The sequence below is a fragment of the Mesorhizobium sp. M7A.F.Ca.CA.002.05.1.1 genome (genome assembly GCF_003998335.1).
In the GTDB taxonomy this organism is placed as follows: Bacteria; Pseudomonadota; Alphaproteobacteria; order Rhizobiales; family Rhizobiaceae; genus Mesorhizobium.
The window spans coordinates 1-12,977 of record NZ_RZQI01000060.1; the positions used below are offsets into that span (position 1 = coordinate 1).

Annotated in this window: 14 protein-coding genes; 7 read left to right on the plus strand and 7 right to left on the minus strand. The window is 65.0% G+C overall.

The features are described 5' to 3' along the window. Together EN939_RS05390 and EN939_RS05395 are read right to left on the minus strand one after the other, a co-directional pair. Nucleotides 1–1,375: sugar ABC transporter ATP-binding protein (locus EN939_RS05390; protein WP_164750887.1), on the minus strand; the 1,375-nt coding region annotated here is incomplete at its 3' end. A 122-nt stretch (nt 1,376–1,497) separates the two neighbouring features. After that, nucleotides 1,498–2,445 carry a substrate-binding domain-containing protein gene (locus tag EN939_RS05395; protein WP_127267205.1) on the minus strand — a complete coding sequence of 316 codons (948 nt, stop codon included), beginning with the start codon at nt 2,443–2,445 and terminating at the stop codon, nt 1,498–1,500. Between the two features lie 350 nt (nt 2,446–2,795). Between EN939_RS05395 and EN939_RS05400 the strand changes: the two genes are divergently transcribed. Beyond that, nucleotides 2,796–3,497, plus strand: a complete 702-nt coding sequence (locus EN939_RS05400) for a RibD family protein (RefSeq protein ID WP_127267206.1) — start codon at nt 2,796–2,798, stop codon at nt 3,495–3,497. Between the two features lie 235 nt (nt 3,498–3,732). Here the strand turns inward: EN939_RS05400 and EN939_RS05405 are convergent, their stop codons facing one another. Further along, nucleotides 3,733–4,617, minus strand: a complete 885-nt coding sequence (locus EN939_RS05405; protein ID WP_127267207.1) for an SDR family oxidoreductase — start codon at nt 4,615–4,617, stop codon at nt 3,733–3,735. A gap of 90 nt (nt 4,618–4,707) precedes the next feature. On the opposite strand from EN939_RS05405, the gene EN939_RS05410 reads away from it, so the two are divergent. Beyond that, a complete protein-coding gene (locus EN939_RS05410) occupies nt 4,708–5,541 on the plus strand; it encodes a helix-turn-helix transcriptional regulator (protein WP_164748891.1) in 834 nt (277 codons plus the stop codon). A 35-nt stretch (nt 5,542–5,576) separates the two neighbouring features. On the opposite strand, the gene EN939_RS05415 is transcribed toward EN939_RS05410, so the two are convergent. The 3 genes from EN939_RS05415 to EN939_RS05425 all read right to left on the minus strand — a co-directional run bounded on the left by EN939_RS05415 (nt 5,577) and on the right by EN939_RS05425 (nt 8,117). Continuing rightward, nucleotides 5,577–6,023, minus strand: a complete 447-nt coding sequence (locus tag EN939_RS05415; RefSeq protein ID WP_127267209.1) for an SRPBCC family protein — start codon at nt 6,021–6,023, stop codon at nt 5,577–5,579. After that, nucleotides 6,020–6,805 carry an IclR family transcriptional regulator gene (locus tag EN939_RS05420; RefSeq protein WP_127267210.1) on the minus strand — a complete coding sequence of 262 codons (786 nt, stop codon included), beginning with the start codon at nt 6,803–6,805 and terminating at the stop codon, nt 6,020–6,022. The genes EN939_RS05415 and EN939_RS05420 overlap by 4 nt, the downstream gene beginning before the upstream one ends. A 103-nt stretch (nt 6,806–6,908) precedes the next feature. Further along, nucleotides 6,909–8,117, minus strand: a complete 1,209-nt coding sequence (locus EN939_RS05425; protein WP_127267211.1) for an adenosylhomocysteinase — start codon at nt 8,115–8,117, stop codon at nt 6,909–6,911. A gap of 166 nt (nt 8,118–8,283) precedes the next feature. Between EN939_RS05425 and EN939_RS05430 the strand changes: the two genes are divergently transcribed. The 4 genes from EN939_RS05430 to EN939_RS05445 all read left to right on the plus strand — a co-directional run bounded on the left by EN939_RS05430 (nt 8,284) and on the right by EN939_RS05445 (nt 11,628). Further along, nucleotides 8,284–9,663 (plus strand): sodium:solute symporter family protein, encoded by a 1,380-nt coding sequence (locus EN939_RS05430; RefSeq protein ID WP_127267212.1) that lies wholly within the window; start codon nt 8,284–8,286, stop codon nt 9,661–9,663. Between the two features lie 82 nt (nt 9,664–9,745). Then, nucleotides 9,746–10,189 (plus strand): cytidine deaminase, encoded by a 444-nt coding sequence (locus EN939_RS05435; protein ID WP_164748890.1) that lies wholly within the window; start codon nt 9,746–9,748, stop codon nt 10,187–10,189. A gap of 133 nt (nt 10,190–10,322) precedes the next feature. Continuing rightward, nucleotides 10,323–11,108, plus strand: coding sequence for a pseudouridine synthase (locus EN939_RS05440; RefSeq protein ID WP_236382725.1), 786 nt, complete (start codon nt 10,323–10,325; stop codon nt 11,106–11,108). 118 nt (nt 11,109–11,226) lie between these two features. Next, the gene (locus EN939_RS05445; RefSeq protein ID WP_127267214.1) at nt 11,227–11,628 is read left to right on the plus strand and encodes a VOC family protein; all 402 of its coding nucleotides are present in this window, start codon (nt 11,227–11,229) and stop codon (nt 11,626–11,628) included. 31 nt (nt 11,629–11,659) lie between these two features. Here the strand turns inward: EN939_RS05445 and EN939_RS05450 are convergent, their stop codons facing one another. Continuing rightward, nucleotides 11,660–12,241, minus strand: coding sequence for a histidine phosphatase family protein (locus tag EN939_RS05450; RefSeq protein WP_127267215.1), 582 nt, complete (start codon nt 12,239–12,241; stop codon nt 11,660–11,662). 207 nt (nt 12,242–12,448) lie between these two features. On the opposite strand from EN939_RS05450, the gene EN939_RS05455 reads away from it, so the two are divergent. After that, entirely contained in the window at nt 12,449–12,898 is a 450-nt protein-coding gene (locus EN939_RS05455) for a universal stress protein (RefSeq protein WP_127267216.1), read from the plus strand. The last annotated feature ends 79 nt before the right edge of the window (nt 12,899–12,977 follow it).

A 12,977-nucleotide genomic window follows, 5' to 3' on the forward strand; every position in this document is an offset into this window, starting at 1 on the left:
GGTGCACCTCGGTCTTGGCGCCGACATCGACGCCGCGCGTCGGCTCGTCGACGATCAGCACTTTCGGATCGCGCGCCAGCCAGCGCGCCAGGATCACCTTCTGCTGGTTGCCGCCCGACAGGCCTTCGATAGCCTGCTCGGCCGAAGCCATGCGGATCGACAGCATTTTGCGAAACCCGGACAGCGCATCGCGCTCGCGCCGCTCGGCCATGAAGCCGAAACCGTTGCTGAAGCTGCCCAGCGAAGCGATGGAGAAATTCGGCAGGATGCCCAGCGCGGCAAAGATCGCCTGGTGCTTGCGGTCCTCCGGCAGCAGGCCGATGCCGAGCGCAATGGCGTCTGCGGGCGATGCCGGGGCGATCGGCTTGCCATCGAGCGTGATGGTGCCGGCCGCGATACGGTCGGCGCCGAAGATGGCGCGCGCCAGCTCGGTGCGGCCCGACCCGACAAGCCCGGCAACGCCGAGGATTTCACCGGCCTTGAGGTCGATGTCGACGCCGTCGAGCACGATGGCGTGCGGCGCTTCGGGATCGCGCACGGTGCGCAGGCCGCGCACCGACAGCACGACATCGCCGGCCACCGCGCGTTGCGCCGGCCGGGCGTAGAGCTCGGACGCCGCGCGGCCAACCATCTTCTCGATGATTTTGGGCAGGGCGATCGGTCCACCCTCACGGTCGAGATGCCCGGCCAGCCGCCCATCGCGCAGCACCGTCATGCGGTCGCAGATGGCGGAGGCTTCCTCCAGCCGGTGGGTGACGAACATGATGGCGACCTTGTCCTTGCGCAGCCGGTCCATGATCGACAGCAACCGCTGCACCTCGGTCTCGGTCAGCGCCGAGGTCGGTTCGTCCATGATGATCAGCCGGCTTTTCAGCGACAGGGCGCGGGCAATCTCGACCAGTTGCTGTTCGGCCACCGACAGCGCCGACACCGGCGTCATCGGATCGATGGAGAGGCCGACGCGGGCGACGATCGTGCGGGAGTCCTGCTCCATCCGCCTCCAGCTGACCAGCCCGAGCGGACCGGTCGGCGCGCGGCCGATAAAGATGTTTTCCGCCACCGTCAGCGTCGGGATCAGGCTGAGCTCCTGGTAGATGGTGACGATGCCGAGCCGCTTGGCATCCTGCGGGCTGGATGGATGATAATCGGCACCGTCGAAAGTGATGCGGCCGCCCGACGGCGGCATGACGCCCGAGAGGATTTTCAAGAGCGTCGACTTGCCGGCCCCGTTTTCGCCGAGCAGGCCGAGGATCTCGCCGGGGCGGATATCGAGCGAGACGTCGCTGAGCGCGGTGACGCCCGAGAAATGCTTGGTGATGCCTTCGACGGCAAGCAGGATGGGTTCGGACGATGCGGCTTCAGCGGCTGGCGGCAAGGGTGGCTCCTTCCATGCAGTTGATGTCGCCTGTCAGCGCTTGACCCCCCCCCTCTGTCCGGCAGGACAGAGGGGAGCGCTGTCCCGCCGGCTTTGCCAATCGGCCGATCCCCGCCAAACCCCTACTTCGTCTCGCCAATCCGCTCCGCCTTGTCGAGATTGTCCTTGCCTATGACGATCGGCGTCAGCAGCACCAGCTTCTCCTTCGGCTCGGTCTTGTCCTTGGCAAAGGCCACCGCGATGCGCACCGCGGTGCGCGACTGCTCGCCGGGAAACTGCTCGACGGTGCCCGCAAGCTTGCCGTCGCGCACCGCGACCAGCGCTTCCGGCAGCGCGTCGAAACCGTAGATCTTGACGTCGGTGAAGTTGCGCGCCGCACAGGCCTCCAAGGCGCCGAGCGCCATGTCGTCATTGGCGCAGACGATGGCGTCCGGCTTGCCGTTGGCGGCAAGGCCGGCTTCGGTCACCGACAGCGCTTCGGCGCGGGCGAAGTTGGCGGTCTGCTCGAAGACGATCTGGTACTTGTCCTTCAGCGGATCGAGCACATTGTGCACGCCCTTGTTGCGGTCGATCGCCGGACCGGCGCCGGGCTGGCCCTGCAGATGGAACAGCTTGGCGCCGTTGGGGAACGCCGCCACCACCGCGTTGGCTTCCGCCTCGCCGCCCTTGACGTTATCGGCGCCGACATGGGCGAGGATGCCCTCGACGCCGTCGACACGGCGGTCGATCGTCACCACGGGAACGCCGGCCTTGACCGCTTCCTCGATGGCCGGCGCCAGCGCATTGACGTCGAGCGGCGAGATGACGATGGCGTTGACCTTCTGCACCAAGGCCGCCTCGATGTCGGCGGTCTGCTTGGTGGCCGAGTTCTGGCCGTCGCTTTCGGTCAAATTGACGCCTTGCGTGGCGGCTTCCGCCTTGATCTCGTTCAGCATGTGCACGAAGAACGGAAAGCCGAGACTGGGCACCGAGCCAAGGATGGTGAGCTTGTCCTGCGCAAACACCGAGGGCGCGGCGACCATCATGGCGCCGAAAGCCGCGGACGACAGCAGGAATTCACGTCTGTTCATGGGATCCTCCTCCACAAGAACGCACGACCCCGAAAACCGGGATCGGTTTCAGGAAGGATCATGCGTCGGTTCAAAGTGTGGAGCATCCTCCCTGCGCCCGAAAACGCATGCCGCTCCAGCTGGCCGCCGCTGTAAAAAGAGCCTCCCACCGACGCCTGCCTGGGGATGCTAACCCAGGGTCAACCATTTGTGCAACCTCGATATAACAGAGGTGCCGGGCAATTTATCGGAATTGTCGGATTTTGGTTTGCAGCGTGGGCAACATCTCCCTGAGATGCTTGGCTTCCATTCCCTCTGCCCGGCACTACCTTGGACTGACTCGCGAAGTTTTTGTGATCTGGAGAACCCGTATGAAGCCGCAAATCGTCTGCCATATGCTCGCATCACTCGACGGCAGCCTTCATCCAAGCCGCTACACGACAAGTCCGGACGGGACCCGGGCGGAGTGGTCGAGCCTCTACGAACATATCCACAGTGATCTCGCGGCTGACGCCTGGATCGTCGGCCGCGTCACCATGGCCGAGATGAGCAAGGCCGCCGCGCACCCACCAGCCAATGTCGGCAAGGTCGACCGGCCCTATCATTTCGCGCAAATGGATGCGGGCAGTTATGCCGTGGCGCTCGATGCCTCGGGCAAGCTCCATTTTTCCAAACCCGACATCGGCGGCGACCATGTCGTGGTGCTGCTTGGGCGCGACGTCGCCGACAGCCATTTGGCCGAGCTTGCCGCTGACGGCGTGTCCTATATCGTGTCGGAAGCGGCGGACATCGATCTCGCGGCTGTGCTCGAGATGCTCGGCAGCGAACTCGGCATAAGCCGGCTGCTGCTTGAGGGCGGCGCCGGCATCAACGGTTCGTTCCTTGCGGCCGGGCTCGTCGATGAACTGAGCCTTCTCGTGGCGCCCGCGATCGATGGACGCGCCGCCAACCAGGCCTTCGTCGAGTTCGGCGAGAGCGGCCTGGCGGGCAAGATGCAGTTGTCCCTGATGAGCTGCGAGGCCTTGGCGCATGGGCTCGTCCATCTGCGCTACGCGGTCAGCCCTGGAGCATGATCCCGAAAAGTCGTCATCCTGGGGCGGAGCAAGGAGCGAAGCGACGCAGCGCAGACCCCGGGATCCATGCCGGGACTCGGAAGCCCCGCAGCGGTGCAGAATTCTGCTCCGCTGCACCCTATGATTAAGGTCGCGGCATGGATCCCAGGGTCTCCGCGACGGAGCTGCGCTCCTGCTTCGCCCAGGGATGACGAAGTTCAGAGACTTCGGCTCACCTCAAACGTTGCTAGGCGCATCAATACCGCATGGCGTCGAGATCGGCGATCAGCGTCGGGCCGGTCGGATGCCAGCCCAATCGTGCCTGTGTCAGCGCGCTGGAGGCCGGCAGATCCATCGGCGCGAACATTGCCATCCAGCCGAAATGCTCCGCCGCTCTTTCCGGCGCGATGGAGACGACCGGCAATTTCAGGCCCCGGCCAAGCGCCTCGGCGATGGCCCGCACCTCGACGCCTTCCTCGCCGACCGCGTGATAGCGTGCTCCCGGTTGCCGCTTTTCCACGGCCAGCCGGTAAAGCCGCGCCGCATCGAGGAGATGGCCCGCGGAGAAGCGGTTGCGGCCTTCGCCGACATAGGCCGAGACGCCCCTTTCACGCGCGATCTCGATGAGCGGCGAGATAAGCCCTTGCTTGACCGGATTGTGGACCTGCGGCAGCCGCACCACCGACAGATTGATGCCGTTTTCCAGAAGCGCATTGCCGGCCAGCTCGGAGGCTATGCGCGGATTGGGGTGGCTGGCATTGAAGACGTCCTCAATCGCCAGTTCGCCATGCCCAGGGCTGCCCATGCCGACGCCGGAGGTGATCACCAGCGGCCGGTCGGAGCCGGCCAGGGCGGCGCCGAGAGCGGCGATGACGCGCTTGTCCTTTTCGCAATTCTCGGCAAACCGCGAGAAATCATGGTCGAACGCCGTATGGATCACAGCCTCCGCCTTCGCCGCGCCGTCGCGCAGCCCCTCGGGATCTTCGAGGGTGCCCCGATGCACCTCGGCGCCTGCCGCGACCAGCGCCTCGGCGCCGGCGTCGGAGCGGGTCACGCCGACCACCTGGTGGCCCGCCTTGATGAGTTCGGGAACGATCGCCGAACCGATGAAACCGGTCGCGCCGGTGAGAAAGATACGCATGCAAAATCTCCTGCACAGTTGCCTGCGTAATATTGCTGGTCTATTATTCTATTAAAGTAGTGATCTTATCATGGTATAATGGCTAACAGGATGCCCTCCAATTCCGCCGGCTCGCTGGCAGCGTTCCTCAAAGACCGGCGCACGCGGCTCGATCCGGCTTCCTTCGGCTTTTCGGGCCGCCGACGCACGCCGGGACTGCGCCGGGAAGAGGTCGCCCAACGCGCCAACATCAGCCCGACCTGGTACACATGGCTGGAGCAGGGCCGCGGCGGCGCACCCTCGGCCGATGTCCTCAATCGCATCGCCAAGGGGCTACTGCTGACCGAGGCGGAGCGCGAACATCTTTTCATGCTGGGGCTCGGGCGCCCGCCCGAGGTCCGCTACACCGGTGCCGAGGGTGTCAGCCCACGGCTGCAGCGCCTCATCGACACGCTCGATGCCAGCCCCGCCATAGTCAGGACCGCTACGTGGGACGTCGTTGCCTGGAACCGCGCCGCGCGGGTCGTGCTGACCGACTACAGCGCCCTGCCCGAGGGCGAGCGCAACATCCTGCGCTTCATGTTCCTCAGTCCCCATATCCGCGCCAGGCAGCACGACTGGCAAAACCTGGCCCGTTTCGTGGTCGGCTCGTTTCGTGCCGATGCGGCCCGCGCCGGCGCGGTCTCCGAGGTGCGCGAACTCGTCGACGAGCTTTGCAGCGCCAGCCCCGAGTTTGCCGCCCTGTGGCGGGCAAACGACGTGCTCAGCCACGGCGACGGGACAAAGCGCCTGAAGCACCCGGAACTCGGCGATATCGAACTGGAATATTCGGGCTTCGCGGTCGACGGCCGGCCGGATTTGAGCCTGACCGTCTACAACCCGGTCGACAGCGCCGTCGCCGACCGCATCCGCGCGCTGGCTCTCGCCCGACACCCCAAAGAGTAAGGGCGGGACGACCGTCCGCGGGGAGACGCCCGCCCTCAAACGCGCTCGCAGACCGCCTTCAGGATCTGCAAGGTCGGCCCCCAGTAGAGATTGGCATGCGGACGGATCGCCGGTTCGGCAAAATCGCTGAGCGTCAGCGTCAGCAGCGTTCCCTCATCCGCTGGCGCCAGATCGAAGCTGACCACCGTGTGGTTTTCGGGCACGTCCGCCAGACGCGGGGCCGACAACGTGCTCCAGTAGCTGTAGGCGAAGCTCCTTCCCGGCTCAAAAGCGCGGATGGTGCCATGGTTCTCGAACGGCATTCCGTGCAGCAATCCGCGCATCACGATCGCGCCGCCGGCCTGTCCTTGCAGGCTGACGGTCAACTCCTCGTCGGACATCCATTGCGGGATCATTTCTGGCGTCGTCAGTATCCGCCAGACCTTGGCCGGCTCGGCACCGATGACGACGGTCTTGGTTATCGGCGCGAACGAAGCGGTCACGAGGCCTCGCTTTGGCCTAATGGCTCGGGCGCCAGCACCAGCCGGATCTCCTGCGCCGCCTGCGCGGCATGGTGGCGCACGGTGGCAAGGTCGAGCATGCTGTAGGTGGTCGCCACATAGGGCACGGTCAGCGCGGCGACGGAGTGGCCGAACGGCCCGATGACCGGAAAGGCAAGATCGATGACACCCGGCTGCAGCCCGTCCGCCACCTCTTCATGGCCGGCGGTACGGATGCGGCCAAGCGCACGCTCCACCTCGGCCTTTTCGTCAAGAACACCAGAGACTTGCAGCCATTGGTTGACTCTATCCTGCGGCTGGAACGCCATCAGCGTGCGGCCCGTGGCGGTGGCAAACAGCGGGAACTCGGCGCCGACGCGGACGCGGAAGCCGAAGGCCGCCGGGCTTTCCACTTGCGCCAGGATCAGTACCCTTCCGGCATTGTGGACGCCGAGATTGCAGGACTGCTGGATGGAGTCGGACAGCCGCCGCATCGACGGCAGCGCTGCCTGGACGAGGCCGCGCAGCGGCTCATGCCGGTGCGCCAGCTCGAACATGCGGGTCGACAGGAAATAGAGCCCGGCCGGGCGATCGCGAAAGATATAGCCGCGCCGTTCCAGCGCCTGCAGCACGCGGTAGATCTGGTGGATCGAGCGGCCGACCGCCTCGGCAATCTGGCCCTGGTTCAGCCCGTCCTTCTGCTCAGCCAAGAGCTCGATGACGTCGAACGCCTTTTCCAGGGCCGGTACCGAATAGTCCGGCGCTTCCGCAGTCTTGCCAGCCATGCCCCACAATCCTTCCCGGACCAAGCAATTCCAGGAAAAGTGTGAAACGGTTTCCGGCAGGAATTGCGTCAAAACAGAGAGATAGAATCAGGAGCTACTATAGTTACAAGGCAGCCCCCATCGTAGCCATCATCAGCCTGGCGATGCGTTGGTTGATGTCGTCGGGCACCGGCTGCGCGCCTGGCGCCGGTCTTTCGCCGGTAGCGCCCTTCACCACCCGCTCCAGCGACAGCGCCTGCAGCATGAAGCCGATGTCCATGGATTCGATCGAATTGCCCTTCGGTTCGCTGCCGGCAAGGTTGAACATGCGCCCGTCGGCGACCAGGATGACATGCCGGCCATTGGCAAGGTCGAGACGCTGCAAGGTGCCGTCGAGATCGGTGCTACCGGTCGTCATGGCACGCATGCCCTCGGTGTCGATCTCCCACGGAAAATGCCCTGAGTTGGCAAGCACCGCACCATCTTGCATGGCGGCAATCGCGCTGGCCGGCAGCACGCCGGCGCGTCCCGTGGCGGTGATGAACACCTGCGCCCATGGTGCCAGATCCGCCAGCGGCGCCACCCGGTAGCCGTCGAGGGCGGCTTCCAGCGCCTTGATCTCGTCGACCTCGACGACCGCCACGCGGCCGCCCAGCGCCCGCAGGTACTGCGCGATGCCGCGCCCGCACCAGCCATAGCCGATAACGCAGAAGCGCCGGCCGGGGATCATCAGATTGGTGATGCGCATGAAGCTTTCGACAACCGACTGGCCGACCGCGTGCTTGTTCTCGCCGATCGCCTTCAGTGGGCTGTCGTTGATGACGATCGACGGAAACGGCACCTTGCCGGCCAGTTCGCCGCGCAGCCGGTCGCCGCCGGACGTCGTCTCCTCGGTGCCGCCGAGAATGGAGGCCGCCCAGCCGCGTTCGATGATGCCGGCGGCAAGGTCGGCGCCATTGTCGAGCAGCATGTCGGGCTTGGCATCCAGTACCCGCGCCAGATTGGCGTGATGGTCGGCCAGCGTGTCGGCGCGGCTGCCGAACACGCCGATGCCCTGGCTTTGCAGGAAGGCGACGACATCGTCCTGCGTCGAGCCATGATTGCCGGTGCCGACGATCTCGGCCCCGCCTTCGGCGAGCACCTCGAGCAGCACCGCAGTCTTCGGCTCGACATGCAGCGACACGCCGATGCGCCGGCCGGCGAAGGGTTGGGTTTCGCGGAACTCCGAGCGCAGGGTGGCGAGCATCGCCATGCGCGAACGGATCCAGGCGATACGGGCGCGGCCGCGTTCGACCAGTTCCGGGTTTGCCAGATTTGCCTTCGCCTGGGTCATTCGCAGTCTCCGATCATGGTCCATATTCAGCACTTGCAAAAAAGTTTTTTGCATGTGACAAATCTTGCAGAGGGTCGTCAAGCCCCACCGAAAAGGGGCAACGGACAGAACGGCGCCGCACCAAGGCGTGGCGCGGCATTTGGCTTTGCACCTGAAGGGGTAGAAAATGGGAAATCTGGATATCGCGGTTGTCGCCGTATATCTCGTGGCGGTCACCGCAATCGGGCTGTTCTTCGCCCGCTCGATCAAGACCGAGGAAGACTACATCGTCGCCGGCCGGCGCATGGGGCCGCTGTGGCTGACCATTTCGGCCTTCGCCTCGTGGACCGGGCTTGCCGGCCTGTTCGGCACGCCTGAAATGGTGGTCCGCTACGGCATTTCGGGCACATGGTGGTGGTTCACCTTCCCGATCGGACTGTTGCTGATGGGCATCTTCCTGGCCAAGATCGTGCGCCAGCGCATGCATGTGACGACGCCCGACATCGTCGCGCAGGACTATCCGGGTTCGGTGCGGGTCGCCGCCTCGCTGGTCACCAGCTGGAATTACCTCGCATGGGCGGCCGCGCAGGTGTTCGGCATCTCGATGGTGTTCACGCTGTTTTCGGGGATGGACCCGACCACCGGCGCCATCGTCGCCTTCCTCGTCGTCATCGTCTATACCATGCTGGGTGGCTTCCTCGCTGTGGTGGCGACCGACGTGCTGCAGGCGGTCATCTTCCTGGTCGTCATCGGCGTGGTGGCGCCGTTGTTCGTCATCTTCGGACCGGGCGTCTCGCATGTTTATGAGGCGACCAGGGACATTCCCGGCTTCTACAATCTGTTCGCCAACGTGCCGCCTGCGACGCTATTCGTGTGGTTCCTGCTGTTGCCCGCCGGCTTCATCGACACGATCGGCTTCCAGCGCGTCTTTTCCGCCAACTCGCCGGAGACGGCGCGCAAGGGCCTGATCAACGGCTTCGTCATCATGGCCGTGTTCGGCGTCATCCTCACCTTCCTCGGCGTCGCAGCCAAGGCGCTGCTGCCGTCCGGCACCAACCCGGTCAACGCCATGCCGGACCTGATGGTGCAGCTTTTGCCGCATGGCATCATCGGCGTGCTGGTGGCCGCCTTCCTGGCGGTGGCGATGTCGACGGCCAGCACGACATTGCTGATCACCGCCACCACCCTGCAGCGCGACGTGATCTCGCGGCTGCGCCCCGACGCCAGCGACAGGGAAAGGCTGTGGACCAGCCGCATCCTGCTGCTCGTGCTCGGCCTGGTGGCGCTGGTGGTGGCGCTCAGCGTGCCCGGCATCGTCACCATCCTGATGCTCGGCTTCTCGGTCTATGTGCCGGGCCTGCTGCTGCCCGTGCTATCGGCCACGTTCGGCTGGCGCATTCCCTCCTGGTCGATGTTGGCGACCATCGTGCTGGGCGCCGGCTCGACCGCCATCCTCGTGCTGATGGGCGAACCCGGCGGCATTCCAGCCTCGCTGGTAGGCTTCTTCCTTTCGGTCGTCCCGTTCGCCGCCGGGCTCGTTACACGGCCGGAGCGGCAGGACGCTTGAGCCAGGAAAGGTCGCAAGAAAGCAAAGAGATAGCGCTCCATCCTGAATCAGTGCGGGATGGGGCATGGATGTGGAGAGACCGATGAAGAAGACCAGCTTCGACAAGCTTTCGAGTGCCGACCAGGCACTTGTCACAGCCGCCGCGCAAGCGCGCGACAAGGCCTACACGCCCTACTCCAACCACAAGGTCGGCTCGGCCGTGCGCACCTCATCTGGCCGGCTGTTCGCCGCCTGCAATGTCGAGATCGTCACCTTGCAGCAATCGGTGCATGCCGAGCGCAACGCGGTGATGCAGATGGCTGCGGCGGGCGAGCGGCAGATCGAGGCCATCGTCTGCCACGGCCCCTATTCGGGCGTGCCGTGCGCGGAATGCCGGCAAGTGATCTGGGAATTCTGCTGCGATGATCCCGACGTGAAGATCATCGGCTCCACCCTCGATGGCGAGATCGAACTGATGACCATCGGCGAGATCTATCCGAGCCCCTACGGACCGGGCACCAAAGGTATCGACCCGCGCAAATTCTGAAACCGCCGATCGGCTTCCAATGCGCGGCGGACCTGGATCAAGCTTGGCCTCGGGTTGCCGGCCCTCGCCGCATCCAGCTTGCGAAGCCGTCACCCCCCGTGGCATCTGTCTGTCATAACGGACGATCCGCAGCATGGCAGCACGACCACCCGCCGGAAAACCGCCTAACGGCAAGCCACCCGCCGGCAAACTACACACCAGCAAGCTATTGGGCGTCAGTCTCAACCGGGCACTGTCGAAGCTCGGCCTGTGCTCGCGCACGCAGGCCGAGGTGCTGATCGCCGAAGGCCGTGTGCGCATCGGCGGCAAGGTGGTGCGCAATGCAGCCCTGCGGGTCGACCTCGACCGCGACCGCATCGTCGTCGACGACAGGCCGGTGGTTGCCGAGCGCAAGGTCTATCTCATGCTCAACAAGCCGCGCGGGCTGGTCACCACCCGCGACGACCCGCAGCAGCGCGACACCGTCTATGCCTGCCTCGAAGGGCTCGACCTGCCCTTCGTCTCGCCGGTCGGCCGCCTCGACAAGGCCAGCGAAGGCCTGCTGCTGATGACCAACGACACCCGATTTGCCAACCGGCTGATGGACCCGGCTTCGCATTTGCCGAAAACCTATCACGTGCAGGTCGGCACGGTGCCGGACGCGGCGATGTTGAAGACGTTGCGCGCGGGCGTGAGCGTCGACGGCGAGATCCTGAGCGCCAGCTCGATCGAATTGCTGCGCAGCGGTGGCCGCACCGCCTGGCTGGAGATCGTGCTCGACGAAGGCCGCAACCGCCACATCCGCCGCCTGCTCGCCGCGCACGGCGTCGAGGTCCTGCGCCTCATCCGCATCGCCATCGGCCGCCTGCCGCTCGGCGACCTCGCCAAGGGCACGGCACGGCATTTGACACCGGAGGAACTGGCGCTGCTGACGGGGTAAGCAGCGCGTGCGCTGGTGCAGGCTCACAGCAATCCTTCCTGACGGAAAGCTGTCCGGAGGCCTAGCCTATAGGTCGGATGGGAGCCGGCCACGGCTTCAACGATCAGGAGCCAAAGCAATGAATTTCGTCTCTGTCCGCATCATCACTTCGGACGTTCAGCGCCTCGTGCGCTTCTACGGCGAGATCACGGGCATGCCCGTGACGGTCTACACGGAAGACTTCGCGGAACTGGCGACACCGGCCTGCACGCTGGCGATTGGCAGCACGCGCACCTTGATGCTGTTCGGCGGCGACATCGCCCGCCCCGCCGACAACCACACCGTCATCCTCGAGTTCCGCGTCGGCGACGTCGATGCTGAATTCGCCAGGCTCTCGGACCTCGTCAGGAATGTTACTGTGCAGAAGCCAACCACAATGCCCTGGGGCAATCGCTCGCTGCTGTTTCGCGACCCCGATGGCAATCTGGTGAATTTCTTCACGCCGGTGACCGCCGAAGCGATCAAGAAATTCGACAGGTAGGGCGGAAGCGGCGCCGCTGGCCAAAGCCGCCCTACTTCTGGTTCCATTTCCGGATGACCGGCTCGCTCAAATCATGCTCGTAGCCGAGCACGCTGATGCTGGCTGTTTCGAGCACAAGCAGCGCGCCGCCTTCGGGCGGCAGGCCAATCCAGCGCGCCGCCAGCACGCGCAAGAAATGCGCGCTGGAAAACACCAATATGCCGGCATTGGCCTCGCGCAGCCCGGCGATAATCCTGTCGGCCCGCGCGCCGACATCGGCCGCCATCTCGCCCTTTGGACAACCATCGCGAAACACATTCCAGCCGGGGCGCTCGGCCAGGATCTGTTTTGTCGTCAGCCCCTCATAGGCGCCGTAGTCCCATTCCTGCAGATCGTCCTTCTTGACGCTCTGCGCGTCGAAGCCGGCCAGTACACTGGTGTTGTAGGCGCGCTGCGACGGGCTCGACCATACGGCCGAAAAAGACAGCCCCTTGAGCCTATCGGCGACACCCCGCGCGGCGGCCTCGCCAACCGGGGTCAACGGCATGTCGGTGCGGCCGGTATGCTGCCCCGAAAGGCTCCATGCCGTCTCACCATGCCGGACCAGATGGATTTGGGGATACGCGTTGCTCATGGAATGCCTTTCAGTGTCGCCGGCACCTTAAGCGACGATGCGGCAAAGGGGAATCCGCTTGGTACAAAACTGCGTGGTCGCCTGGCCTTGATCGGCGGCGGGCCGGCCCTGTGATCGGCCCGAGGCCGCAACTATATCAAGGCCAGCCTCCACAAGGCTCCCGCCACCACAAGGGCACAGGCCCTTGCACAACAAGTCGAGATCGTCATGTACAAACATCTGCTCATCGCCACGGACGGATCGGAACTGGCCGACAAGGGCGTTACTCACGGCCTGACGTTGGCCAAGGGCCTCGGCGCTGCTGTCACCTTCGTCACCGTCTCGGAACCATTCCCGATCTTCGCCTTGGGGGGTGCCATGGCCGGCTATGCCGCCGGCAACGAACTGGCTGCCTACAAGGAAGAGGCGGGACGACACGCTAAGGAAGTGCTCGACAAGTGCAAGGCGTCGGCGAACGCCGTCGGCGTCTCCGCGGAGGTCGTGCATGTCGAGGACAAGCGGCCCGCCGAAGCCATCCTGGAACTGTCGCAGGCCCTGGGCTGCGACCTGATCGTCATGGCTTCGCACGGCCGCCGCGGACTGGGCAAGCTGCTTCTCGGCAGCCAGACGGCGGAAGTGCTGTCCTACACGGAAATCCCGGTGCTGGTCGTCCGCTAGGGCGTTTTTCCGGGCTGGAACTGACTTTCGGAATCATGCTCAAATAACAGCCGGAGACCATCCCGGCGCGGCTGTCGTG

Bases quoted from the DNA above. Each gene is read 5' to 3' on its own strand.
- EN939_RS05405 (WP_127267207.1), bottom strand. From the start codon at position 4,617: ATGCGTATCTTTCTCACCGGCGCGACCGGTTTCATCGGTTCGGCGATC.
- EN939_RS05430 (WP_127267212.1), top strand. From the start codon at position 8,284: ATGGGAAATCTGGATATCGCGGTTGTCGCCGTATATCTCGTGGCGGTC.
- EN939_RS05400 (WP_127267206.1), top strand. From the start codon at position 2,796: ATGAAGCCGCAAATCGTCTGCCATATGCTCGCATCACTCGACGGCAGC.
- EN939_RS05440 (WP_236382725.1), top strand. From the start codon at position 10,323: ATGGCAGCACGACCACCCGCCGGAAAACCGCCTAACGGCAAGCCACCC.
- EN939_RS05435 (WP_164748890.1), top strand. From the start codon at position 9,746: ATGAAGAAGACCAGCTTCGACAAGCTTTCGAGTGCCGACCAGGCACTT.
- EN939_RS05395 (WP_127267205.1), bottom strand. From the start codon at position 2,445: ATGAACAGACGTGAATTCCTGCTGTCGTCCGCGGCTTTCGGCGCCATG.
- EN939_RS05420 (WP_127267210.1), bottom strand. From the start codon at position 6,805: ATGGCTGGCAAGACTGCGGAAGCGCCGGACTATTCGGTACCGGCCCTG.
- EN939_RS05450 (WP_127267215.1), bottom strand. From the start codon at position 12,241: ATGAGCAACGCGTATCCCCAAATCCATCTGGTCCGGCATGGTGAGACG.
- EN939_RS05425 (WP_127267211.1), bottom strand. From the start codon at position 8,117: ATGACCCAGGCGAAGGCAAATCTGGCAAACCCGGAACTGGTCGAACGC.
- EN939_RS05445 (WP_127267214.1), top strand. From the start codon at position 11,227: ATGAATTTCGTCTCTGTCCGCATCATCACTTCGGACGTTCAGCGCCTC.
- EN939_RS05410 (WP_164748891.1), top strand. From the start codon at position 4,708: ATGCCCTCCAATTCCGCCGGCTCGCTGGCAGCGTTCCTCAAAGACCGG.
- EN939_RS05455 (WP_127267216.1), top strand. From the start codon at position 12,449: ATGTACAAACATCTGCTCATCGCCACGGACGGATCGGAACTGGCCGAC.